Source organism: Rhizobium sp. YTUHZ045, assembly GCF_051124255.1.
GTDB lineage: Bacteria > Pseudomonadota > Alphaproteobacteria > Rhizobiales > Rhizobiaceae > Rhizobium.
On the sequence record NZ_CP101432.1, the window covers coordinates 971,149 to 994,031 of the forward strand.

Consider the following 22,883-nt stretch of genomic DNA (forward strand, 5'->3'; position numbering starts at 1 on the left):
ATCGATTTGAAGCGGACGAAGGCGGACCGATGCGCATCCTGGTAATCGAAGACGACGTCAACCTGAACCGGCAGCTGACCGACACGCTGAAGGAGGCGGGTTATGTCGTCGACCAGGCGTTCGACGGCGAAGAGGGCCATTTCCTCGGCGACACCGAGCCCTATGACGCCATCATCCTCGATATCGGCCTGCCGGAGATGGACGGCGTCACCGTGCTGGAAAAATGGCGCGGCGCCGGCCGCGGCATGCCGGTCTTGATCCTGACGGCGCGCGACCGCTGGAGCGACAAGGTCGCTGGCATCGACGCCGGCGCCGACGACTATGTCACCAAGCCTTTCCATGTCGAGGAAGTTCTGGCGCGCATTCGGGCGTTGATCCGGCGCGCGGCCGGGCATGCTTCCTCCGAGATCGTCTGCGGGCCGGTGCGGCTCGACACCAAATCGTCGAAGGCGACAGTCAACGGCACGACGCTGAAGCTGACCTCGCACGAATATCGCCTGCTCGCCTATCTCATGCATCACATGGGCGAGGTCGTCTCGCGCACCGAGCTCGTCGAGCACATGTACGATCAGGATTTCGACCGCGATTCCAACACGATCGAGGTCTTTGTCGGCCGTCTGCGCAAGAAGATGGGCGTCGATCTGATCGAAACGGTGCGCGGTCTCGGCTACCGCATCCAAGCGCCGAAACATGCGAATTAAGTCCCTCACCGCACGCGTGTTGCTGCTGACCACAGTCTGGTCGACGGTGGCCCTGGTGGTGATCGGCCTACTGATCTCGACGCTCTACCGTAAGAGCGCCGAACGCGGTTTTCAGGATCTGCTGCGGGCGCAGCTCTATAACGTCATCAATTCGGTGACGATCGGCGATCAGGGGGCGTTGAGCGGCAGCCCGCAGCTCGGCGACCTGCGTTTCGCCCAGCCGAAGACCGGCTGGTATTGGGTGGTGGAGCCGCTCGGCACTTATACCACTGCGCCGTTGGTCTCGCCCTCGCTCGGCTCGGCGCTCATTCCGGTACCCTCCGTCGTCGAGGCGCCTTTCGACAAGAATTATGAGCGCTACTACCAGGTGACGGATGCCTCCGGGAACCGCGTGCAGGTGGCCGAAACCGAAGTGGTGCTCGACACGGACGGGCGAGCGGCGCGCTTCCGTGTCACCGGCAATGTCGACGTCGTCGAGGACGATGTCCGCACCTTTTCCCACAGCCTCTATCTGGCGCTTGCCGGTTTCGGCGTCGGCAGCCTGATCGTCAATGCGCTGGCGATTCTCTATGGCCTGAAGCCGCTCGACAAGGCGCGTGCCGCATTGGAGCGCATTCGCGCCGGCGAGAGCGAGCAGCTGAAAGGCGACTTCCCGCGCGAAATCCTGCCGCTCGCCAACGAGGTGAACGCGCTGATCGACAGCAACCGCCGCATCGTCGAGCGGGCTCGCATGCAGGTCGGCAATCTCGCCCATTCGCTGAAGACGCCGATTGCCGTTCTCCTCAACGAGGCACGCGTCCTTGAAAAGTCTCATGGCGAACTGGTGCGCAGCCAGGCGGAATCGATGCAGGGGCAGGTGCAATCCTATCTCAATCGGGCCCGCATCGCCGCCCAGCGCGAATCCGTGCTCGCCCGCACTGACGCCGAACCGGCGCTGGAGCGGCTGGTGCGCGTCATGCGCCGGCTGAACGTCGATACCGAATTCGATCTTGTCGTGTCGCCGCCGCATCTTGCCGTTGCCATGGAACAGCAGGATCTCGAGGAAACCGTCGGCAATCTTCTGGAAAATGCGGCGCGTTTCGCCAAGAGCAGGGTGCGGCTTTCGGCCGTCGAGGCTGGCGAGGACGTGAAAGGGGTGGAGGCGAGCGCCCGCCGGCGCTGGGTGGAGCTTGCCGTCGAGGATGACGGCCCCGGCCTTGAGCCCGACCAGATCCGCGAGGCGCTGAAGCGTGGCCGCAGGCTCGACGAAAGCAAGCCTGGAACCGGCTTAGGCCTTTCGATCGTCACCGAGATTTCCAACGAATACCAGGGAAGGCTCGAACTGTCCCGCGGCGAGTGGGGCGGGCTGAAGGCGAAGCTTATACTGCCTGGCGTCACAAAGGATGTTGCATGACCAACTGCTTGATGTCACAAGGATAGTGGCAAATGTATAGCATGCTTTGCCACAATGCTGACACGGGGACGCTGCACTTCGATCGGCTGAATTTGACCTCTGATCGTGGTTCGACGCAATGATTCTACGCTCGCAAGGCATGATGGTTTCCATCCTTCTTCTCGCCGTCGCGCTCACCGGCTGCACGACGACGAAGGGTGCCGCTTCGCGTGGCATTTTTTCGAGCAAACCCTCCGCCTCGGCCGCCTTCATCACCGCGCTCCAGGGCGGCATCGTCGGCCGCAGCGGTGTGAACTTGAGCGATAGCAACAAGCAGCGGGCGCTCGAAGCAGAGTATCGGGCGCTGGAAGGGGCGGCGGTCGGCCAACCGGTGGTTTGGAGCGGCAAGGACGCCACAGGCAAGGTCGTGGCGGCCGCACCCTATCAGGTTGGCTCGCAGAATTGCCGGCAATATACCCATACGCTGACGGTCGACGGCAAGGAGACCGTGGCGCGGGGTGCAGCCTGCCGCAACCAAGACGGCAGCTGGTCGCCGCTCGGTTGAGGTCTTTTCAGCCCTAGAATGCGGCGAATAGCCTCAAATCTTCGTCATTCCGGCTTTGGCAGTTGGAATAGGCGTGTGCTTCACGTATTTGGGCCGATATGCTGTTCTGGATTCTCGTTGCCGTTCTGACGGCAGCCGTCGCCGTCATCCTGCTTTACCCCCTTCTGCGTGGTGCGAAGGCGGCGCAGAACAGCCGCGCCGGCGAGGCGGCGGTCTATAGCGACCAGTTGCGCGAACTCGACCGCGATCTTGCTGGCGGGCTGATCACGCCTGAGGAGGCTGATTACGCCAGGGCCGAAATCGGCCGGCGGCTGATCGCCGTCTCTGCCGCAGAGCCGGAGACGGTAGACAAACCCGCACGGCATCACCGTCTCACCGAAGTCTTCGTCCTGTTCATCCTGCCGGTGCTCGGACTCTGTCTTTATTTGACGACGGGCAGGCCGGATCTGCCGTCGCAGCCGCTGGAAGCGCGGCTGGAAAATCCAGGCGACGACGTGGCGGTGCTGATCGCCAAGGCGGAGCGGCATCTGGCTCAGAATCCCGACGACGGCAAGGGCTGGGACGTACTGGCGCCGATCTATTTCCGCACGATGCGGATTGCCGATGCCGAGGTCGCCTACCGCAATGCGATCCGGCTTCTAGGCCCGAGCCCGATCCGGCTCGACGGCCTTGCCGAGACGCTGATGGCGGTTTCGGACGGCGTCGTGACGGAGGAAGCGCGTCAGGCGCTGGAACAGTCGCTGACGCTGGAGCCTGATAATCCGCGTGCCCGCTTCTACATCGCGCTCAGCATGGAACAGGCGGGGCGGGCCGACGAGGCCCGCCGGGCTTTCGAGGCGCTGGCGCAGCAATCGCCGGCCGATGCACCCTGGCTGCCGCTGGTCAATGAACATATCGCCAAGAACGGCGGCGCGGCTCAGCCGGCGGCGCCTGGCGGACCGACGTCGGAAGATGTGGCGGCGGCTGGAAACATGAGCGCCGACGATCGCCAGCAGATGATCCGCGGCATGGTCGAAAGCCTTGATGCCAAACTCAGCGAGGATCCCAACAATTTCGAGGGATGGATCCGCCTCGTCCGTTCTTACGCCGTATTGAACGATAAGAATCGCGCAGCCGACGCCCTGAAGCGCGGGCTGGCCGCCTTTCCGCCGTCCGGCGAGCAGGGTCGGCAATTGCTGGCGCTTGCCAGGGAACTTGGCATTGCCACGGAGGGCATGACGCAATGACGCGCAAGCAGAAGCGCCTTGCGGTGATTGCTGGCGGGATGAGTTTCATCCTGGCGGCGGTGTTGTTGGTGATGTTCGCCTTCAGCCAGTCGGTGGCCTATTTCTACATGCCGGCTGATCTGGCCAGGACGCCGGTGGCACCGGAGACCCGCATCCGGCTCGGCGGCCTGGTCGGGGCGGGTAGCGTCGTGCGCGGCGCCGGCTCTACGGTGGAGTTTTCCGTCACCGACGGCAGCGCCAATGCGGTGAAGGTCAGATATACCGGCATCCTGCCCGATCTGTTCCGCGAGGGCCAGGGGGTGGTCACCGAGGGCGTGTTTGCTGCCGGCAGCAACGTCTTTGTCGCCGACACCGTGCTGGCCAAGCATGACGAGACCTATATGCCGAAGGAGGTGGCCGACAAGCTGAAGCAGCAGGGGCTGTGGCAGGAAGACCAGGGCCAGGGCCAAGGACAGAGCCAACAAAATCCGGGGCAGGGGCAGGAGGCGAAAGCGACGCCATGATCATCGAGATCGGCCATTACGCTTTGGTGCTGGCGCTGGCGACGGCGCTGATCGTCTCGATCGTGCCGGTGATCGGCGCCCGCCGCCATGATCCGGCGATGATGGATGTGGCGAGCGTCGGTTCGCTTGTCATGTTTGCGCTCGTCGCCTTTGCCTTCGCCGTGCTGACCTATGCCCATGTCGTCTCCGACTTCTCGGTCGCAAACGTCTGGGAGAATTCGCATTCGCTGGTGCCGCTGATCTACAAATATTCGGGCGTCTGGGGCAATCACGAGGGATCGATGATGCTCTGGCTGCTGATCCTGGCGCTGTTCAGCGCCCTGGTCGCGATCTTCGGCGCCAATCTGCCGGAGACGCTGAAGGCCAATGTACTTGCCGTGCAAGCCTGGATCTCGCTCGCCTTCACCCTGTTCATTCTCTTGACCTCCAATCCCTTCCTGCGGCTCGATCCGGCCCCGGCCGAGGGCCGCGATCTCAATCCGGTGCTGCAGGATATCGGGCTCGCCATCCATCCGCCGCTGCTCTATCTCGGTTATGTCGGCTTTTCCGTCTGCTTCTCCTTTGCCGTGGCAGCCCTGATCGAAGGCCGCATCGACGCCGCTTGGGCGCGCTGGGTCAGGCCGTGGACGCTGGCGGCCTGGACCTGTCTGACGCTTGGCATCGCCATGGGCTCCTACTGGGCCTATTACGAGCTCGGCTGGGGCGGCTGGTGGTTCTGGGATCCGGTCGAGAACGCCTCCTTCATGCCGTGGCTAGCCGGCACGGCGCTCTTACATTCGGCCCTCGTCATGGAGAAGCGCGAGGCGCTGAAGATCTGGACGGTGCTGCTCGCCATCCTGACCTTCTCGCTATCGCTGATGGGCACTTTCCTGGTGCGCTCCGGCGTGCTGACTTCGGTGCATGCCTTTGCCAGCGATCCCACTCGCGGCGTCTTCATCCTGTCGATCCTCTTGATCTTCATCGGCGGGGCGCTGTCGCTGTTTGCCCTGCGGGCGCCGAAGCTTGCGGCCGGCGGGCTGTTTGCGCCGATCTCGCGTGAAGGGGCGCTCGTCCTCAACAATCTGATCCTGACGGTCGCCTGCGGCACGGTGCTGACCGGCACCCTCTATCCGCTGCTGTTGGAGACGCTGACCGGCGACAAGATCTCCGTCGGGCCGCCCTTCTTCAACCTGACCTTCGGCCTGCTGATGGCGCCGCTGCTCGTCATCGTGCCGTTCGGGCCGCTGCTGGCCTGGAAGCGCGGCGATCTGCTCGGCGCGCTGCAGCGGCTCTATGCCGTCGCGGCTCTCGCCTTCGCCGCCGCGGTCGTCTTCTTCTATCTCCAACATGGCGGGCCGGTACTGTCGGTGCTGGGGCTGGCGGCCGGGCTGTTCCTGATCCTCGGCGCCATTGCCGATCTCTGGTATCGGGCCGGCATCGGCAAGGTGGCGGGCTCCATCGCCTGGCGCCGCCTGTCGGGCCTGCCGCGCTCAGCCTTCGGCACGGCGCTCGCCCATGCCGGGCTCGGCGTCAGCGTGCTTGGCATCGTCGCCGTCACCACCTTCCAGAGCGAACATGTCGTAGAGATGAAGCCGGGCGCCACGGTCGATGCCGGCGGCTACAGCCTTGAGTTCGACGGCATGCGGGCGGCCAAGGGACCGAACTACACCGAGGAGCGCGGCCACTTCACCATCCGCCGCGCCGGTGTCACCATTGCCGATACCTGGTCGGCCAAGCGGCTCTATACCGCCCGGCAGATGCCGACGACGGAGGCGGGCATCCTGACCTTCGGCCTCAGCCAGCTCTATGTCTCGCTCGGCGACGCCACCAAGGACGGCGGTATCGTCGTGCGCATCTGGTGGAAGCCGTTCATACTGTGCATCTGGGGGGGCGCCTTGATCATGGCCGCCGGCGGCTGCGTCTCGCTCTCCGACCGGCGCCTGCGCGTCGGCGCGCCGCGCCGGAAGGCGAAGGCCGCAGCTCCTGCGATGGAGCCGGCGGAATGATGCGTCTCTCCCGTCTCCTCGTCGCCGTGTTCGTGTTCTTCGCACCCGTTTCCGCCTTCGCCGTCAATCCCGACGAGGTGCTGGCCGATCCGGCGCTGGAGGCCCGCGCCCGAGCGCTATCGGCCGAACTGCGCTGCATGGTCTGCCAGAATCAGTCGATCGACGATTCCAATGCGGAGCTCGCCAAGGATCTCCGCTTGCTTGTGCGTGAGCGCATCAGCAACGGCGACAGCGATGAGGCGGTGCTCAACTATATCGTCTCGCGCTACGGCGAGTTCGTGCTTCTGAAGCCGAGGTTCAGCGTGAGGACGCTGTTGCTCTGGGGCGCCCCGGTGCTGCTGGTCCTTGCCGGCGGCGCGTCGCTGCTCGTCTTTGCGCGCAAGAGGACAGGCAGACCGACGGGAAGCAAGCTGACGCCGGAAGAGCAGGCGAAGCTGAGTGAGCTTTTAGATAAGTAACGCTGGATGGCGTCCTGCGTCGCGATGGCCCGAATTCGGGCAAGCAGAGATCACAAACATTACCAACTTTTCATTGGCCGGACAGTTCGCAGTAAGGTGCGGCGTCCTATATCTTTAGTCATCGACTGATCCGGCGTCGCCGGTCTGAAGATCTAAGAACAAGAGAAGGTGCTCCAATGCTGAAGAATTTCAACGGACGTCCGTCCCTCGCCATGGTGCTCAAGGCTTCTACCGTCGCCGGTATCGCAGCCGCTGTGCTCGCAACCGGCGTTCCGCTCGAAATCACCCGGTCTTATGCTGAAGCGGTCAAGGTTCAGGCGCCTGCCGTTCCGAGCTTCGCCAATGTCGTCGATGCCGTTTCACCCGCCGTCGTTTCCGTTCGCGTCGAAAACCGCGTCAATCCGGTCGCCGACAATGACGGCTTCTCCTTCGATTTCAACGGCCGCGGCTTCGATGACCTGCCTGACGATCACCCGCTGAAGCGCTTCTTCCGTCAGTTTGGCCAGGATCCAAACGACCAACAGGGCCACCAGCGGCGCTTCGGCCAGAACGGCCCTGGTGGTCCGGGCGGCCCGAACGGTCCGGGCAAGGGACGTCTGCGTCCGGTCGCTCAAGGCTCCGGCTTCTTCATCTCCGATGACGGCTACATCGTCACCAACAACCACGTTGTTTCCGACGGTCAGGCCTTCGTCGCGGTCATGAATGACGGCACTGAACTCGACGCCAAGCTGATCGGCAAGGATCCGCGCACCGACCTCGCCGTGCTGAAGGTCGATGGCAAGGGCAAGAAGTTCACCTATGTCAACTGGGCCGACGACAACAATGTCCGCGTCGGCGACTGGGTCGTCGCCGTCGGCAATCCCTTCGGTCTCGGCGGCACCGTCACCGCCGGCATCATCTCGGCCCGCGGCCGCGATATCGGTTCCGGTCCCTATGACGATTACCTGCAGGTGGATGCGGCCGTGAACCGCGGCAACTCCGGCGGTCCGACCTTCAATCTCAACGGCGAGGTCGTCGGCATCAACACGGCGATCTTCTCGCCCTCGGGCGGCAGCGTCGGCATCGCCTTCGCGATTCCCGCCTCGACCGCCAAGGATGTCGTCGCCGATCTGATGAAGGATGGCCAGGTTTCCCGCGGCTGGTTGGGCGTCCAGATCCAGCCGGTGACCAAGGATATCGCCGAGTCCATCGGCCTTTCCGAGCCGAGCGGCGCCCTCGTTGTCGCCCCGCAGCCGGGATCGCCGGGTGACAAGGCCGGCATGAAGGCCGGTGACGTCGTCACGGCACTCAATGGCGAAACGATCAAGGATGCCCGTGATCTCAGCCGCCGCATCGGTGCGATGCAGCCGGGCAGCAAGGCCGAGCTTTCGGTCTGGCGCGCCGGCAAGGCCCAGTCGCTGACGGTCGAACTCGGCACGCTGCCGGCGGATCAGAAGGATGCCAATGCCGATGACAACAATAATCAGCCGCAGCAGCCTGAGGCTCCCGCTTCCGAGAAGGCGCTTGCCGATCTCGGTCTGACCGTCGGCCCTTCCGATGATGGCAAGGGCCTGGCGATCACCGGCATTGATCCCGACTCCGATGCCGCTGACAAGGGCATCAAGGAAGGCGAAAAGATCACCTCGGTCAACAATCAGGAGGTTTCCACTGCCGCCGATGTCGTCAAGGTGCTGAATCAGGCCAAGAAGGACGGCCGTACCCGCGCGCTGTTCCAGATCCAGTCCAGCGAAGGAAGCCGTTTCGTCGCGCTTCCGATCAACGGCCAGGGCTGATCCGTAAAGAAAATCGGAGCCGTGCGGACCAAGGTCCGCGCGGCTGGTTTCTTCTGACCTTTCAAGGATGATCGCGATGAGCGCCGCCCCGCAGCAAGATGCTTTGAGCCTTGCCGAAACGCAGCCGGTGGGTAATGTCGGCCGCATGAAGATTCTCATCATCGAAGATGATCTCGAAGCCGCGGCCTACCTCACGAAAGCCTTTCGTGAGGCGGGTATCGTCGCCGATCACGCCAGCGACGGCGAGGCCGGCTTGTTCATGGGGTCGGAGAACACCTACGACGTTATCGTCATCGATCGCATGCTGCCGCGCCGCGACGGACTTTCGGTCATCAGCGAATTGCGCCGCAAGGGCATCCACACGCCGGTCCTCATCCTCTCCGCCCTTGGCCAGGTCGACGACCGTGTCACCGGCCTTCGTGCCGGCGGCGACGATTACCTGCCAAAGCCCTATGCCTTCAGTGAGCTGCTGGCGCGCGTCGAAGTGCTCGGCCGCCGCAAGGGCACGCCGGAACAGGACGTCGTCTATCGCGTCGGCGATCTTGAACTCGACCGGCTCTCCCACGAGGTGCGCCGCGGCGGCAAGGAAATCCCGCTGCAGCCGCGCGAGTTCCGCTTGCTCGAATATCTGATGAAGAATGCCGGCCAGGTGGTCACCCGAACGATGCTGCTCGAAAATGTCTGGGACTATCACTTCGACCCGCAGACCAACGTCATCGACGTCCATGTCTCGCGCCTGCGCTCGAAGATCGAGAAGGACTTCAGCCAGCCGCTCCTCAAGACCATTCGGGGCGCGGGGTATATGATCAAGGATGAGGGATGAGCCGCTTCAGGGTTCTCTTCAAGTCCACCGCAGTTCGCCTCTCGGCACTCTACATTCTACTATTCGCCATCTGCGCCGCGACGCTCGTCTTCTATGTGACGGCGATGTCGGAACGGCTGCTGACAGGCCAGATTCGCGATGCCGTCCGGCAGGAGGTGGAGCAGGTGCAGCGCGCCTATGACACCGGCGGCATGAACCTTCTGCTGCGCACGATGGAACGGCGTGCCCGTCAGCCCGGCGCCAATCTCTACATCATCGCCGGTCCTTCGGGGGATATTCTCGCCGGCAACGTCGCCTCGGTGCAGCCCGGTGTCTTCGAGGAGGTCGGCTGGACCTCGGCTCCTTTCGCCTATCAGCGTTATACAGACGGTGGTGGTATCGAGCGCCGCCATAAGGCGATCGCCAACATTTTTGTGCTCGACAACGGCTTGAGAATCCTGGTCGGCCGCGACCTCGGCGATCCCGAGCGTTTCCGCCTGCTGGTGCGCCAGGCGCTGATGGTGGCTTTGGCGATCATGGGACTCGGCGCGATCATCATCTGGTTCGGCATTGGCCGCAACGCACTGAAACGCATCGACCGCATGTCGGATGCGAGCAAGAAGATCATGGCAGGCGATCTGTCGCAACGCCTGCCGGTCGGCGGATCCGGCGACGAATTCGACCGGTTGTCGATGTCGCTGAACACTATGCTGGAACGTATCGAGAAGTTGAATGAAGGCTTGCGGCAGGTCTCAGACAACATTGCCCATGATCTCAAGACACCGCTGACACGGCTGCGCAACAAGGCCGCCGATGCGCTCGATATGACGGATGGCGATACGCGTCGCGCGGCGCTGGAAGGCATCATTTCCGAATCGGATCAGCTGATCCGCACCTTCAACGCCCTGCTGATGATCTCCCGCGTCGAGGCCGGGTCGGTCGCGGCGGAGATGTCGCCGGTCGAGCTTTCGGCCATCGTCTCCGACAGTGCCGAACTTTACGAACCGGCGGCTGAGGAGGCTGGTCTCGGCCTCAGGGCGAGCGTCGAGCCGGGCATCGAGGTGCAGGGGAATCGCGAGCTGATCGGCCAGGCGATCTTCAATCTGCTCGATAATGCGATCAAATATTCCTCCGATACGGAAGGGGCGGGCGAAGTGTCCCTCAAGCTTGCCCGTCATCCGGAGGGCATCTGCCTGTCGGTGGCCGATCATGGGCCCGGCGTTCCGGCCGACCGGCGCGACGATGTGGTGAAGCGCTTCGTTCGCCTCGACGAAAGCCGTTCCAAGCCAGGCACAGGGCTCGGGCTTTCGCTGGTGGAAGCAGTCATGGAGCTGCATAACGGCCGGCTGGAGCTCTCCGACACCAACCCCGACAAGTCCGAACAGCGCGGGCTGACGGTCAGCATGATCTTCCCGGCCAAGGCCGCCTGAGGGTCTTGTCCGATTGCGATAGGCTGAATCGCGTATTGGCGGTTTTCCACCAGGACACTAAGTTACCTCCGAACCGAAGGCGGCGACCCCAATTCCAGATAATCGCCACGCCTTCTGCAAGCCAGGGAGAGCGCATGCTGACGAAATCGACGCATGGCCTGAAGGATGTCGCTGAAGGGCTGCTGCGTCCGCTGAGCCAGACGGAGCTGAAGCTGGCGCTGGCCGATCTGCAGGAGGCGGGCAAAAGGGAGCCGTTAATTGCGGCAATGCTGAAGACGGACGGGCGGGTGCGCGACTTCATTGCCGCCGTGCTGTCGCTGTCGCCCTACCTGCGTGAAATCGTCAATCTCGATCCCGCCGTCCTTGCCGGCGCCATCAGCGAACCGCTGGAGCCGCAGATCGAAGCGCTGATCGCCGAGGCGCGAAGCTGCTGGCGGCGGGACGGTGAAGGGGCGGCGCCGGGGGAATCCGTGGTGATGAGCAGGCTGCGCATCATCAAGCGCAAGGCCGCTTTTCTCGTTGCGCTCGCCGATCTCTCGCGCATTTTCGACAGCCGGACGACAACGGCCTGGCTGAGCGCGCTTGCCGAGGCTTCGGTCGCGGCTGCGATCGACCATCTGCTGCTTTCGGCGCATGAGGGGGGAAAGCTCAGGCTGCACGATCCGGCCAAACCAAGTGAGGGCTCGGGCCTGATCGTGCTCGGCATGGGCAAGCTCGGCGCGTGCGAACTCAACTATTCCTCCGATATCGATCTCGTGGTCTTCTTCGACGAACAGGCCGGCATCGTGGCCGACCCGGATGATGCGATCGACATCTTTCCGAGGATGATGCGCCGGCTGGTGCGCATCCTGCAGGAGCGCACGGCGGACGGCTACGTCTTCCGCACCGATCTCAGATTGCGTCCCGATCCCGGCTCGACGCCGCTGGCGATCCCGGTTGATGCGGCGATGATCTATTATGAGGGCAGGGGCCAGAACTGGGAGCGGGCGGCCTTCATCAAGGCGCGCGCGGTGGCCGGAGACCTTGCTGCCGGCGGGGAATTCCTGCGCGGGCTGTCGCCTTTCGTCTTCCGCAAATATCTCGATTACGCGGCAATCGCCGATATCCATTCGATCAAGCGGCAGATCCACGCGCATAAGGGTCATGGGGCGATCGCGGTCAAGGGCCATAATGTCAAGCTTGGCCGCGGCGGCATCCGCGAGATCGAGTTCTTCGTTCAGACGCAGCAGCTGATCGCCGGCGGCCGCATGCCGGCGCTACGCGGCCGGTCGACGGAGGAGACACTCGGCGAACTCACCAAGGCGAAATGGATCGATGCGGAGACGCGCGACGAACTGACGGAGGCCTACTGGTTCCTGCGTGACGTCGAGCATCGCATTCAGATGGTGCGCGACGAGCAGACTCACCTTCTGCCGGAGACCGACGCCGACCTGAAGCGCATCGCCTTCATGATGGGGTTTTCCGACACGCCGAGCTTCTCCGAAAGGCTGGTCGGGGTGCTGAAGACGGTGGAGCGTCGTTATGCCCGCCTTTTCGAGCAGGAGACCAGGCTTTCCACCGAAACCGGAAACCTCGTCTTCACCGGACAGGGCGACGACCCGGACACGCTGGAGACGCTGAAGAAGCTTGGCTTCACCAGGCCATCCGACATTTCGCGCATCATCCGCACCTGGCACTACGGCCGCTATCGTGCGACGCAATCGGTGGAGGCACGGGAAAGGTTGACGGAGCTGACGCCCGAGCTGCTGCGCGTCTTCGGCGAAAGCAAGCGCGCTGATGAGGCGCTGCTGCGCTTCGACAGTTTCATCTCCGGTCTTCCCGCCGGCATTCAGCTCTTCTCGCTGCTCGGCAGCAATCCGGCGCTCCTGTCGCTGATCGTCAACATCATGTCCTCCGCCCCCCGCCTGGCCGAGGTAATCGCCGCCAAGCCGCATGTCTTCGACGGCATGCTCGATCCTGGCCTGATGGCCGAGCTGCCGACGCGCGACTATCTCGGCGAACGCCTGAAGGGCTCGCTCGTCCAGGCGCGCCATTATGAGGAGGTGCTCGACCGGCTGCGCATCTTCGCCGCTGAACAGCGCTTCCTGATCGGCATCCGCTTGCTCACCGGCGCAATCAATGGCGCAATGGCCGCCCGCGCCTTTACCCACCTCGCCGATCTCATCATTGCGGCCGCACTCGATGCCGTGGTAAGCGAGATGCGGGCCGCGCATGGCGATTATCCCGGTGGACGCGTCGCCATATCAGGCATGGGCAAGCTCGGCAGCTTCGAGCTGACGGCAGGTTCCGACATCGATCTGATCCTGCTCTATGATTATGATGATGCGGCGTCCGAATCCGATGGGTCGAAGCCGCTCGACGCGACGCGTTACTTCACCCGCATCACTCAGCGACTGATCGCCGCCTTGTCGGCGCCGACCGCCGAAGGCGTGCTCTATGAAGTCGACATGCGGCTGCGCCCCTCCGGCAACAAGGGCCCGGTCGCCACCCGCATCAATGCCTTCGGCAAATACCAGCGCGAAGAGGCCTGGACCTGGGAGCATATGGCGCTCAGCCGCGCCCGGCTGATTTCAGGCGATGAAAGCCTGATCGCCGAGGCGGAACGTATTATCCGCGAAGTGCTGACTTCAGATCGCGACATCGCCAAGGTGGCGCATGACGTTGCCGAGATGCGCGAACTGATCGACGAGGAGAAGCCGCCATCCGGCCTTTGGGACTTAAAGCAGATCCCCGGCGGCGTCATCGATCTCGAATTCATTGCCCAATATCTGGCGTTGATCGCGCCAACGAGGGGCGTCGGCATTGCCGTGAACGGCAAGAGCACCGGCGAGGCGCTTAAGCTGCTTGGCGACCGGCTGATGTCGGCGGCCGACCTCGATACATGCCTCGAAGCCTTTACGCTCTACACCAGTCTTTCACAGCTGATCCGACTCTGCATCGAGAGCGAGTTCGACCCGAAGGATGCGCCGGCCGGCCTCGTTGAACTCGTCTGCCGCGCCGGCGACTGCCCCGACATCAGAACGTTGGAAGGGGAGGTGAAACGGCTTTCGAAAGCGGTCAGGAAGATCTTCTCGAATGTGGTGAAGACCGCCTGAGCATCCCGCGGAGGACATGCGCAAGGGATCTGCGAAGATTGTGAGCGGAACCTCGCCCGGCTGATTTTCACCACCGCAAAAACCGTCTACATCGATGAACTCGCTTCGCACGGAAGCGGAAATCCATGTGGTCCTTATGAGGCAAGATGAAAGCCGTTACTTTTTCCATTCCGACAACCGCGATGACGACAGGCGATGTGTCGGAATGCCTGTCAGCTGAAAAGACGGATAATTCGTTCCGTCCGGTAGGTAAGGATTCGGTTGGCGACTTTTCCTTCAGCGCGCAGGCACTCGGCGAGTTTGTCGGATGGACGGGGTCGAGTTCAGTTCATCGATCGCTGCGAGTTGGCTTGGAAATCGATGACTACCTGTTCTTTGCCGACCATGGGGACGGCCATGCCATCGCGACGGGGAGTGCGAAATTCGATGTAGGCCGCTCACAGGGGCTGTTGACGTCTGCCGACCGATATTCCGGCGTGGAAATTGGCGAAGGCTCGATCGCCGAGGGCTTTTCGGTTCCGAAACACCTGGTGCACAAAGCGCTTGCCGATTCTTTTGAATGCTTCGTACCGGCCGACTTCGAATTTTCTCCATCGTTGGACCTGGCGACGGGGCCAGCTTTGCAATTGATGAACCTGATGCGGTTCTTCCGGACGGAGATTTGCGGCTCGCAACTCGTCGTCTCTCCTATTGCCCTGGCCGGGTTTCAGGAGATGTTTTGCTCGCTGATAACGCAGAACATACAGCATTCGCTGTCGCAAAAACTGGCGTCGGCTCGGACATGCTACATCACACCGGCACAGTTGAAACGAGCGATGGAATTTGCAAAGGCAAACGCGGCATTGCCGATAACAATTGCGGACATGGCTATGGCGGCCGGTGTGAGTGCACGCACGCTGCAAGTCAATTTCCGCAGATTCCTGAATACGACGCCAATGTCTTTCCTGCGGCAGCTCCGCTTCGAAGGTGCGCGGCGTGACCTGGTTCAGGCCGCACCGTCAGCGACGGTGTCCGAGATTGCGCGACAATGGGGATTTATCCACATGGGGCGGTTTTCGGCCGAATATCGTTCGCATTTCGGCGTCTCGCCTACTGCCGATTTGGCGCGGCGCGGCTAATATGGGGGAAGGTGTTGCGTCTAATCTGAGCCTGGAGAAGGCGTCGGCCAAAATTTCATGGCGAGTTTCGAGTCAGATCATTCCAACTCGCAAACGGTCAAGGTGTTCACCTAAACATCATCTGGAATGCGCAGCGAGATCACGGTGCCCACAGCTTCGCGTGAGCGGATCTTCATGCGGCCGCCATGCAGCGAAGTCAGCGAGCGGGAGATGGCAAGTCCGAGGCCGGAGCCGCCCTTGCTCTTGGCGTATTGGCTCTGCACCTGCTCGAACGGCTGGCCGATTTTCGACAGCGCCGAGCGCGGAATGCCGATGCCGGTATCGGCAATGGTGACGAAGACGGCGCCGTCGACGCGGCGCGTGCGCAAGGCGATGCGCCCACCATTATCTGTGAACTTCACCGCATTGGAGAGCAGATTAAGCAGCACCTGTTTCATCGCCCGGCGGTCGGCCGTCAGCGTCAGGCCCGACGAGATGCGCTGCTCGATCACGATGTTCTTTTCGGCGGCCGGAATGGCGGTGAAACGCAGGCTTTCCTCGATCAGCGGCACGAGGTCTATGCGCTCGCGGTGCAGCTTCAGATGGCCGGCCTCGATCTTCGACATGTCGAGAATGTCATTAATGACGTTGAGCAGATGTTTGCCGCTGTCATGGATATCGCGGGCATATTCGTCGTATTTCAGCGAGCCGAGAGGACCGAACATCTGGTTCTGCAGGATCTCGGAGAAGCCGAGGATGGCGTTGAGCGGGGTGCGCAGCTCATGCGACATGTTGGCGAGGAATTCCGACTTCGCCTTGTTGGCGGCCTCGGCGCGTTCCTTTTCCGCTTGGTAATTGGCGTTGGCCGTCGAAAGCTCGGCCTTCTGGAGCTCCAGCGTCTGACGCGAGGCGGAGAGATCGCCGATCGTTGCCATCAGCCGACGTTCGGATTCGCGCAGCCGCTCCTGATGACGTTTCATCAGCGTGATATCGGTGCCGACTGAGACCCTGCCACCGTCGCGTGTGCGGCGTTCATTGATCTGCAGCCAGCGCTCGTCGGCAAGCTGCACCTCGGTCGTCCGCCCCGAGCCATCGGCATCGGCGACCCGCCGCTCGATGACGGGGCGGGCGGCGGCGGCATTGACGATCGAGCGCTCGGTGCCGGGCACCAGCACGCTGTCCGGCAGGCCGTAGGCTTCCTGGAAATGCGTGTTGCACATGACCAGCCGATCGTTCTTGTCCCAGAGCACGAAGGCTTCGGAGGTGCATTCGATAGCGTCGGCGAGCCGCTGATCGGCTTCGGCATAGCGCTGGGCGAGCCGGTGCTGTTCGGTCACGTCCATGGCGATGCCGATCAGGTGCATGCGGCCGGAATTGCTGCGGATCACCTGGGCACGGGCGCGCATCCAGACATAGTGGCCGCCGGCATGGCGCATGCGGAAGATCTGGTCGACCTGACCGGAATGGCCGTTGGCGATGGCGCGGGCGATCTCATAGAGGCCGCCGTCATCCGGATGCATCAGCCGCGCGGCCTCGCCGAAGCCCAGCGTCTTGTCCGAACCCGGCAGGCCGAGCATGTCGTACATCGAACGCGACCAGAAGAATTCGCGGTTCTCGAAATCGAAATCCCAGAGGCCGCAACGGCCGCGCGACAGCGCCGTCTCGACGCGCAGGTTCGATTCCAGGAAGATATCGTCGGCGTCGCGGGCGCGCTTCACCTGGGTGTAATAGGCATAGAGGATGACGAGCAGGATCGAGGATATGCCGGCAAACAGCGTGACGTTGAGCGCCAGTTCCTCGCGCCAGACTTGGCTGATCTCCTCGATCGAGGTGGCGGCGACGATATAGCCGCCGGCATTGCCCATCAAAGTGATCTCGGCATAGTGCGGCACGCCGCCGATCGTGGTTTCGATGACACCGGCTCGATCGCCGAAACGTCGGATTGCCGAAACCTCGGGGAAGAAGTCACCGACATTGCTGCCGACATGCGAGAGCCCGGCAGTCGTCGCGGCGAAAACCTTGCCGCTGGCCTGCACCAGCAGCACGAAAGCGCCGCTGTCCAGCCGATCCTGCGGCAGGTACTTGGCGAGGCGGGTCTGCGCTTGGCCGATATCGCCGCTGTCGAAGATCTGGGAGGCATCGGCAAACACCGCCGAGGCAGTCGCCGCCGAGAGCGCGGTGGCATGGCGTGCGGAAGCCTCCAGGCGGGCATATTCATTCATCATGCCGAAGAAATGCGAGGCGGCGACGACGGAGAGGAAGGCAATGATCAGCGCCGGAATGGTGCGCTTCAAGATGAGTTCCGCCTTCGGCAGATGACGAAGGAGCGGTTCCGATGTCGCGTGACCGGAAAGGCTGTTTCGCCAGGCCTTCAACCCGTAAAAATCGACACGCAGCCGTCCTCCGGCCACGGTTGCCCGCCGCACGTCCATCATCTCTTCGCCTTGTCCCTCGTGTGATTCGCGCGCCGCTCGCTCGAACCTGACCTAGAGAATCACGGGTGATTCGCCTTGTCCAGAGGCAAAGGTAAAAATCCGTTAACTATTTAAATTTCTGGAATTTTTGAGCGATTCGAATCAAGCGGCCAGCCGGCCGTCACATCCTGCACGGCGGCCGGCTCAAGCAAATCACCCCTTAAGCGTGCGCTCCACGATGTCGCGCACGTCAGTGGAAAGGTTGGGCGCCTGTTCGATCTTGCTCAATGCGGCGCGAGCATGAGCGGCACGCGTCGGCTCCAACGAACGCCAGGAGCGCATCGAGGTAAGAATTCGGGCGGCGAGTTGCGGGTTGCGCTCGTCGATTTCGAGAATCTCACCGGCAAGGAAGTGGTAGCCTTCGCCGTCGGCACGACCGAAGCCGGTCGGATTGGCGAAGGCAAAGGTGCCGACCAGCGCCCGCATCCTGTTCGGATTGGTCCGCTTGAACAGCGAATTTTCCATCAGGGCGCGGACCCGCTCCAAGGCCTTGGTGCCGGGGATGCCGGCCTGGATCGCGAACCATTTGTCGATGACGAGCGCGTTTTCTGCGAAGCGGTCGCGGAAGGCTGTGAGCGCCTCGCTGGTCTGCTCACTCTCGGGGAAATGATGGGCGAGGATCGTCAGCGCATGGCTGAGATCGGTCATGTTGTTGGACGCGTCGAAGGCGGCCTTGGCACGAAACGGTGTCTGCTCGGCATAGGAGAGGTAGGTAAGCGCGCTATTGCGCAGGGCGCGCAGGCCGGCGCTTCGGGCATCCGGGCTGAAGGCGTCTGAGGTCGTCATTGCCGCGTAAAGGCTGGCGAAAACATCCTTCCCGGCATCGGCGATCTGTTTTAGGATCGCCTGCCGGCCGGTATGGATGGCGTCGGGATCGTTGTTGCTGCCGAGTTCGCGGGCAATATCGGATTCGCTCGGCAGAGCTAGCGCCTGAGCGCGGAAGGCGGGCTCGAGGCTCTCGTCGGCGGCAGCCGCAATCAGCGTCTCGACGAAGGTCGCCTCGCAGGCGACGGGCTTGCCCTCACGCGCGTCGCGGGCGGCCTTGAGAAGGTTCGGCAGCGCCAGATCGGTCAGCGCCTGCCAGCGGGCGAAGTGATCCGTCTCACAACGGGCGAGCCGGGCAAGATCGGCCGGGCTCTGATCGAAATGCAGGTTGATCGGCGCCGAGAAGCTGCGGTTGATCGAGACGACCGGGCGCGAGCCGATGCCGTGGAATATCGCCGTCTGTGCGCGGTCGGTGAGGTGCAGCACCTCGCCGGCATATTCCGCACCGCTGACGGAGCTCGGCTCGATCTTGCCGCCGTTTTCGCCGAAGAGCGCGAGGCTGAGCGGAATATGCATCGGTTCCTTGCTCGACTGGCCGGGTGTCGCCGGGACCATCTGTTCGAGCGACAGGGTGAAGGTGCTGGCCGCCGGATCGTAGCTGCCCGACGCGGTGACGAGCGGCGTGCCGGCCTGATGGTACCAGAGCGAGAATTGCGTCAGGTCGCGCCCGCTTGCATCCTCGAAGCATTTGACGAAATCCTCGATCGTCACGGCCTGACCGTCATGGCGGTCGAAATAGAGGTCCATGCCCCGCTTGAAAGCGTCTTTGCCGAGCAGTGTGGCGATCATCCGCGTGACTTCGCTGCCCTTCTCGTAGACAGTCCGCGTGTAGAAGTTGTTGATCTCGCGATATGTCGTCGGCCGCACCGGATGGGCCAGAGGGCCGCCATCCTCCGGAAACTGTTCGGATTTCAGATGGCGCACATCGGCGATGCGTTTGACCGGGCGCGAGCGCTGGTCGGAGGAGAATTCCTGGTCGCGATAGACCGTCAGGCCTTCCTTGAGGCACAGCTGGAACCAGTCACGGCAGGTGATGCGGTTGCCGGTCCAATTGTGGAAATATTCATGCGCGATGACCGCTTCGATATTGGCGTAGTCGGCATCGGTCGCGGTCTCGGGATCGGCAAGGACGTATCTGTCGTTGAAGACGTTGAGACCCTTGTTCTCCATCGCCCCCATGTTGAAGTCGGAGACGGCGACGATCATGAAGATGTCGAGATCATATTCGCGCCCGAACCGCTCTTCGTCCCACTTCATCGAGCGTTTCAGCGCATCCATCGCATAGGCTGCGCGAGGCTCCTTGCCGTGTTCGACATAGATCTTCAGCACTACTTCACGGCCGGACATGGTGGTGAAGGTGTCTTCGACGACGCCGAGATCGCCGGCCACGAGGGCGAAAAGGTAGCTAGGCTTCGGATGCGGGTCGAACCAGGCGGCGAAATGCTTGCCGGGGCCGTAGCCGGCGCCGCCGAGGAAGTTGCCGTTCGACAGCAGCAGCGGGTTGGCGTCCTTGTCGGCGATGATGTTGACCGTATAGGGCGCAAGCACGTCGGGTCGGTCGGGGAAGTAGGTGATGCGGCGGAAGCCCTCCGCCTCGCATTGCGTGCAGTAGACGCCGCCGGTGCGGTAGAGGCCCATCAGCTGGGTATTGGCCTCGGGATTGATGATCGTGGTGATCGTCAGCTCGAAAGGGGCGCTTTCCGGCAGGTCGCGCACCGTCAGGCTTTCCGGCGTCGCATCATAACGCGAAGGGTCAAGCTCCACTTGGTCGAACAGCAGCCCCGCCAGCGTCAGCTCGTCGCCGTCGAGCACGATCGGCGCCGCGATGTCGGCGCCCGGACGACGATGAAAGATGAGACGCGCTTCGACCTTTGTCTCGGTCGGATCAAGTTCGAATGTCAGGTCCACGCGTTCCAGCACGAAGTCGGTGGGACGGTAATCTGCCAGATGAATGACCTGGCCGGTATCTGTTCGCATGGTGTTTCCTGAAGACCGTTATTTGACAACCGCGGATACAGAGGCGGGCGCACTCTGCCTAAATTGACGGGCATGATTACATTAAAGTCTGAACTAAAGTTAAAGCAAATTGCCCGCAAACGCGAAGTTCGCAGGCAAAATATCTATGGGAGCCGGATGAACGTGGCTGTCGGCCGAAAGGCGCTATATCGGATCGAGCGCGGCAGCGCCGCTCTCCCGCCTGACCAGTCGGATCGGATGCGAAAAGCGATAAATTTTCGCCCATCTCGATTTTCTTTAGCTAGGATGACAGACGTCACTCGCCGCGTCCCCGAGTCGGATGCGTCTCCCCGTTCCTTTTAAGTCAGCATCAGAGCCAGGATCATGCACTCGGTTCTCAGAAACCCGATGAGAGGCATTGCGCTGAAAGTCTCGTCGGTCGTGGTCTTCCTGGCCATGCAGACCTTCATCAAGCTGGCCGGCCCGGATATCCCGCCGGGCCAGGTCACCTTCTGCCGGTCCTTCTTCGCGCTCTTCCCGATCATGGCTTATCTCGCTTATATCGGCCAGCTGCGCGCAGCCTTCCACACCGCCAACCCGCTCGGCCACCTGAAGCGCGGCACGATCGGCATCCTGTCGATGGCTTTCGGTTTTTACGGCCTGCTGCATCTGCCGCTGCCGGAGGCGATCGCGCTTGGCTACGCCTTGCCGCTCGTCGCCGTTATCTTCGCCGCGGTTTTTCTCGGTGAGACCGTGCGCATCTATCGCTGGAGCGCCGTTCTCGTCGGAATCGTCGGCGTCGCCATCGTCTCCTGGCCGAAGCTGACGCTGTTTCGTGACGGCGGCATGGAAGCCGAACAGGCCGTCGGCGCGCTTTGCGTGCTGCTCTCGGCCGTTCTCGGCGGCATGGCGATGATCCAGGTGCGTCGACTCGTCGAAGAAGAGAAGACTGCGACGATCGTGCTGTATTTTTCGCTGACCGCGTCGGTCTTCTCGCTGGCTTCCCTTCCTTTCGGCTGGCTCGTCCTGCCATGGCCGTCGGCGCTTTATCTGGTCGCTGCCGGCTTTTGCGGCGGCGTCGCCCAGATTCTGCTGACGGAAAGCTACCGCCATGCGGATGTCTCCACCATCGCGCCGTTCGAATATACGTCGATCCTGCTCGGCGGTATCGTCGGCTACTTCGTCTTCGGCGACGTGCCGACCGTCACAATGCTGATCGGTACCGTCATCGTCGTTGCTGCCGGTATCTTCATCATTTATCGCGAGCATCAGCTGGGCATCGAACAGCGAGAGGCGCGCAAGGCGACGACGCCGCAAGCCTGAGGTGCCGACCGGCACTATTTAACGCCGAGATTGCCGTCATGCGAGGCTTGCTTCCGGTGAGCGAAAAGAATGGCGAATTCTTGGGATGGCGTCGACCTGCGGAATATGATTGTTGAACATGAAAAACTATCATTTATTCAATGCTATGCATGTCTGAATGAGCCGGTTTGCGGCTTTCGATATCACTGCTCCGAACGCTGGCCGGCGAGCGGAGATGGAGAAAAGCATAATGGCGTTCACGGCGGAGCAATTGGCGGGGAACTGCTCCTTTTTGATGAGCATCCGCTTTCTGGCTGGGCAGACGCGCAGCATGTTCGACGCCGGTCCACGTTTGGCGCGACTGCTCGCCTCCCATCAGCGCTGGCTCCTGACACAGACCGCCTATGCTCTCCACCTGGAATATGATCCGCGCGACCCGACGTCGGGTTTCACCGCCGTTCGGCTGACCGGCCGCATCACCGCACACAAGGTGGCGAGCCGTAACACCGTGCTCGCTTTCATCGAAGAACTTTACACCTACCGCTTCATCGCTCACACGCCTGGCGACGAGCGGCGCCGCCCACGGCATTTTGAACCGGCCATTGTCAGCCACCAGGCAATGTTTGGCTGGATTCACGCCAATCTGGCGGCGCTCGACCTGCTGGACGGCGGCGAAAGGGCGGCCTTTTTCCAGGCAAATCCAGCATTGATGAAGCTTGTTCAGCCGCGCATCGCACGCCATTGCCTGGAAGACGCCGCCTGGCGGGAGCCGCCGGAGCAGGTGGCGCAATTTCTCTGGACGGAAGCCGGCGGCCTCGTCGTCGACAACTTCATCAGCCGGATGGATATCGAGAACACCGCGTCTGGCAGGTTTGTCGTCGGCCGCGTCGAAACCCGCGCGCTCGCCGCCGATTTCATGATGTCGCGCACGCACCTGCAGCGGCTCTTGGCGAAGGCGGCGCAGCGCGGCTGCGTCGGCTGGCATGACGAGCCGCGCAAGACGCGGCTCTGGATATCGCGGGATTTTGTTGATGAATATTGCGCCTGGCAGGCCGTCAAGTTCGCCTATGTCGACGAAGCCTTCGAATGGGCGAAAGCCCGGATCGAAGAAATGGCAGTCTGATCAGAGAACGATCGCCGCTGCACTCGCGCCAAGATCCGAGGCGACATCGGCAGGCCTGACCGACAGCTCGCGCTCATACTCCCGTGCGGCGCAGACCGCGACGCGGATATGTTCGAAGGTTTCGATATTGCGCAGAAGCGACAGCAGGATCGTCGACATGGTGGCTTGCTCTGACATGAACGGGCAGGCGGCTGCGC

The 22,883-nt window shown here is 62.5% G+C and carries 17 protein-coding genes; 14 read left to right on the forward strand and 3 right to left on the reverse strand.

Annotation, left to right across the window (positions count from 1 at the left end; all coding sequences use genetic code 11):
* Window positions 1-29 precede the first annotated feature (29 nt).
* The 12 genes from NMA58_RS04825 (at window position 30) to NMA58_RS04880 (ending at window position 15,027) form a co-directional block, all read left to right on the forward strand.
* The gene (locus NMA58_RS04825; protein ID WP_085777499.1) at window positions 30-701 is read left to right on the forward strand and encodes a response regulator transcription factor; all 672 of its coding nucleotides are present in this window, start codon (window positions 30-32) and stop codon (window positions 699-701) included.
* Window positions 691-2,094, forward strand: a complete 1,404-nt coding sequence (locus NMA58_RS04830) for an ATP-binding protein (RefSeq protein WP_430958802.1) — start codon at window positions 691-693, stop codon at window positions 2,092-2,094. The genes NMA58_RS04825 and NMA58_RS04830 overlap by 11 nt, the downstream gene beginning before the upstream one ends.
* 118 nt (window positions 2,095-2,212) lie before the next feature.
* On the forward strand, window positions 2,213-2,638 hold the full coding sequence (locus NMA58_RS04835; protein WP_430958803.1) for a hypothetical protein: 426 nt from the start codon (window positions 2,213-2,215) through the stop codon (window positions 2,636-2,638).
* Window positions 2,639-2,736: 98 nt separating this feature from the next.
* Window positions 2,737-3,864 carry a c-type cytochrome biogenesis protein CcmI gene (gene ccmI, locus NMA58_RS04840; protein WP_434712562.1) on the forward strand — a complete coding sequence of 376 codons (1,128 nt, stop codon included), beginning with the start codon at window positions 2,737-2,739 and terminating at the stop codon, window positions 3,862-3,864.
* Window positions 3,861-4,367, forward strand: coding sequence for a cytochrome c maturation protein CcmE (ccmE, locus tag NMA58_RS04845; RefSeq protein WP_434712564.1), 507 nt, complete (start codon window positions 3,861-3,863; stop codon window positions 4,365-4,367). The genes ccmI and ccmE overlap by 4 nt, the downstream gene beginning before the upstream one ends.
* On the forward strand, window positions 4,364-6,352 hold the full coding sequence (locus NMA58_RS04850; RefSeq protein ID WP_434712566.1) for a heme lyase CcmF/NrfE family subunit: 1,989 nt from the start codon (window positions 4,364-4,366) through the stop codon (window positions 6,350-6,352). Before ccmE ends, NMA58_RS04850 begins: the two co-directional genes overlap by 4 nt.
* On the forward strand, window positions 6,349-6,810 hold the full coding sequence (locus NMA58_RS04855; RefSeq protein WP_097599817.1) for a cytochrome c-type biogenesis protein: 462 nt from the start codon (window positions 6,349-6,351) through the stop codon (window positions 6,808-6,810). Before NMA58_RS04850 ends, NMA58_RS04855 begins: the two co-directional genes overlap by 4 nt.
* Window positions 6,811-6,986: 176 nt before the next feature.
* Window positions 6,987-8,582 (forward strand): Do family serine endopeptidase, encoded by a 1,596-nt coding sequence (locus tag NMA58_RS04860; protein WP_434712567.1) that lies wholly within the window; start codon window positions 6,987-6,989, stop codon window positions 8,580-8,582.
* Between the two features lie 67 nt (window positions 8,583-8,649).
* Window positions 8,650-9,405 carry a response regulator transcription factor gene (locus NMA58_RS04865; RefSeq protein ID WP_405047712.1) on the forward strand — a complete coding sequence of 252 codons (756 nt, stop codon included), beginning with the start codon at window positions 8,650-8,652 and terminating at the stop codon, window positions 9,403-9,405.
* Complete coding sequence (locus tag NMA58_RS04870; protein ID WP_430957866.1) at window positions 9,402-10,814, forward strand: sensor histidine kinase; 1,413 nt, start codon at window positions 9,402-9,404, stop codon at window positions 10,812-10,814. Before NMA58_RS04865 ends, NMA58_RS04870 begins: the two co-directional genes overlap by 4 nt.
* Before the next feature lie 134 nt (window positions 10,815-10,948).
* The gene (locus tag NMA58_RS04875; RefSeq protein ID WP_434712569.1) at window positions 10,949-13,909 is read left to right on the forward strand and encodes a bifunctional [glutamine synthetase] adenylyltransferase/[glutamine synthetase]-adenylyl-L-tyrosine phosphorylase; all 2,961 of its coding nucleotides are present in this window, start codon (window positions 10,949-10,951) and stop codon (window positions 13,907-13,909) included.
* A gap of 146 nt (window positions 13,910-14,055) precedes the next feature.
* Window positions 14,056-15,027: an AraC family transcriptional regulator gene (locus NMA58_RS04880; protein WP_430957864.1), complete on the forward strand. Its 972-nt coding sequence runs from the start codon at window positions 14,056-14,058 to the stop codon at window positions 15,025-15,027.
* A gap of 110 nt (window positions 15,028-15,137) precedes the next feature.
* On the opposite strand, the gene NMA58_RS04885 is transcribed toward NMA58_RS04880, so the two are convergent.
* On the reverse strand, window positions 15,138-17,441 hold the full coding sequence (locus tag NMA58_RS04885; RefSeq protein WP_434712570.1) for a PAS domain-containing sensor histidine kinase: 2,304 nt from the start codon (window positions 17,439-17,441) through the stop codon (window positions 15,138-15,140).
* Between the two features lie 192 nt (window positions 17,442-17,633).
* Complete coding sequence (gene pepN / locus NMA58_RS04890) at window positions 17,634-20,282, reverse strand: aminopeptidase N (protein ID WP_434712571.1); 2,649 nt, start codon at window positions 20,280-20,282, stop codon at window positions 17,634-17,636.
* A gap of 363 nt (window positions 20,283-20,645) precedes the next feature.
* On the opposite strand from pepN, the gene NMA58_RS04895 reads away from it, so the two are divergent.
* Both NMA58_RS04895 and NMA58_RS04900 read left to right on the forward strand, forming a co-directional pair.
* Window positions 20,646-21,584 carry a DMT family transporter gene (locus NMA58_RS04895; protein WP_097599811.1) on the forward strand — a complete coding sequence of 313 codons (939 nt, stop codon included), beginning with the start codon at window positions 20,646-20,648 and terminating at the stop codon, window positions 21,582-21,584.
* A 229-nt stretch (window positions 21,585-21,813) separates the two neighbouring features.
* Window positions 21,814-22,686, forward strand: a complete 873-nt coding sequence (locus tag NMA58_RS04900) for a hypothetical protein (RefSeq protein ID WP_434712572.1) — start codon at window positions 21,814-21,816, stop codon at window positions 22,684-22,686.
* On the opposite strand, the gene NMA58_RS04905 is transcribed toward NMA58_RS04900, so the two are convergent.
* Entirely contained in the window at window positions 22,687-22,845 is a 159-nt protein-coding gene (locus NMA58_RS04905) for a hypothetical protein (RefSeq protein ID WP_183703801.1), read from the reverse strand.
* Window positions 22,846-22,883: the final 38 nt, after the last annotated feature.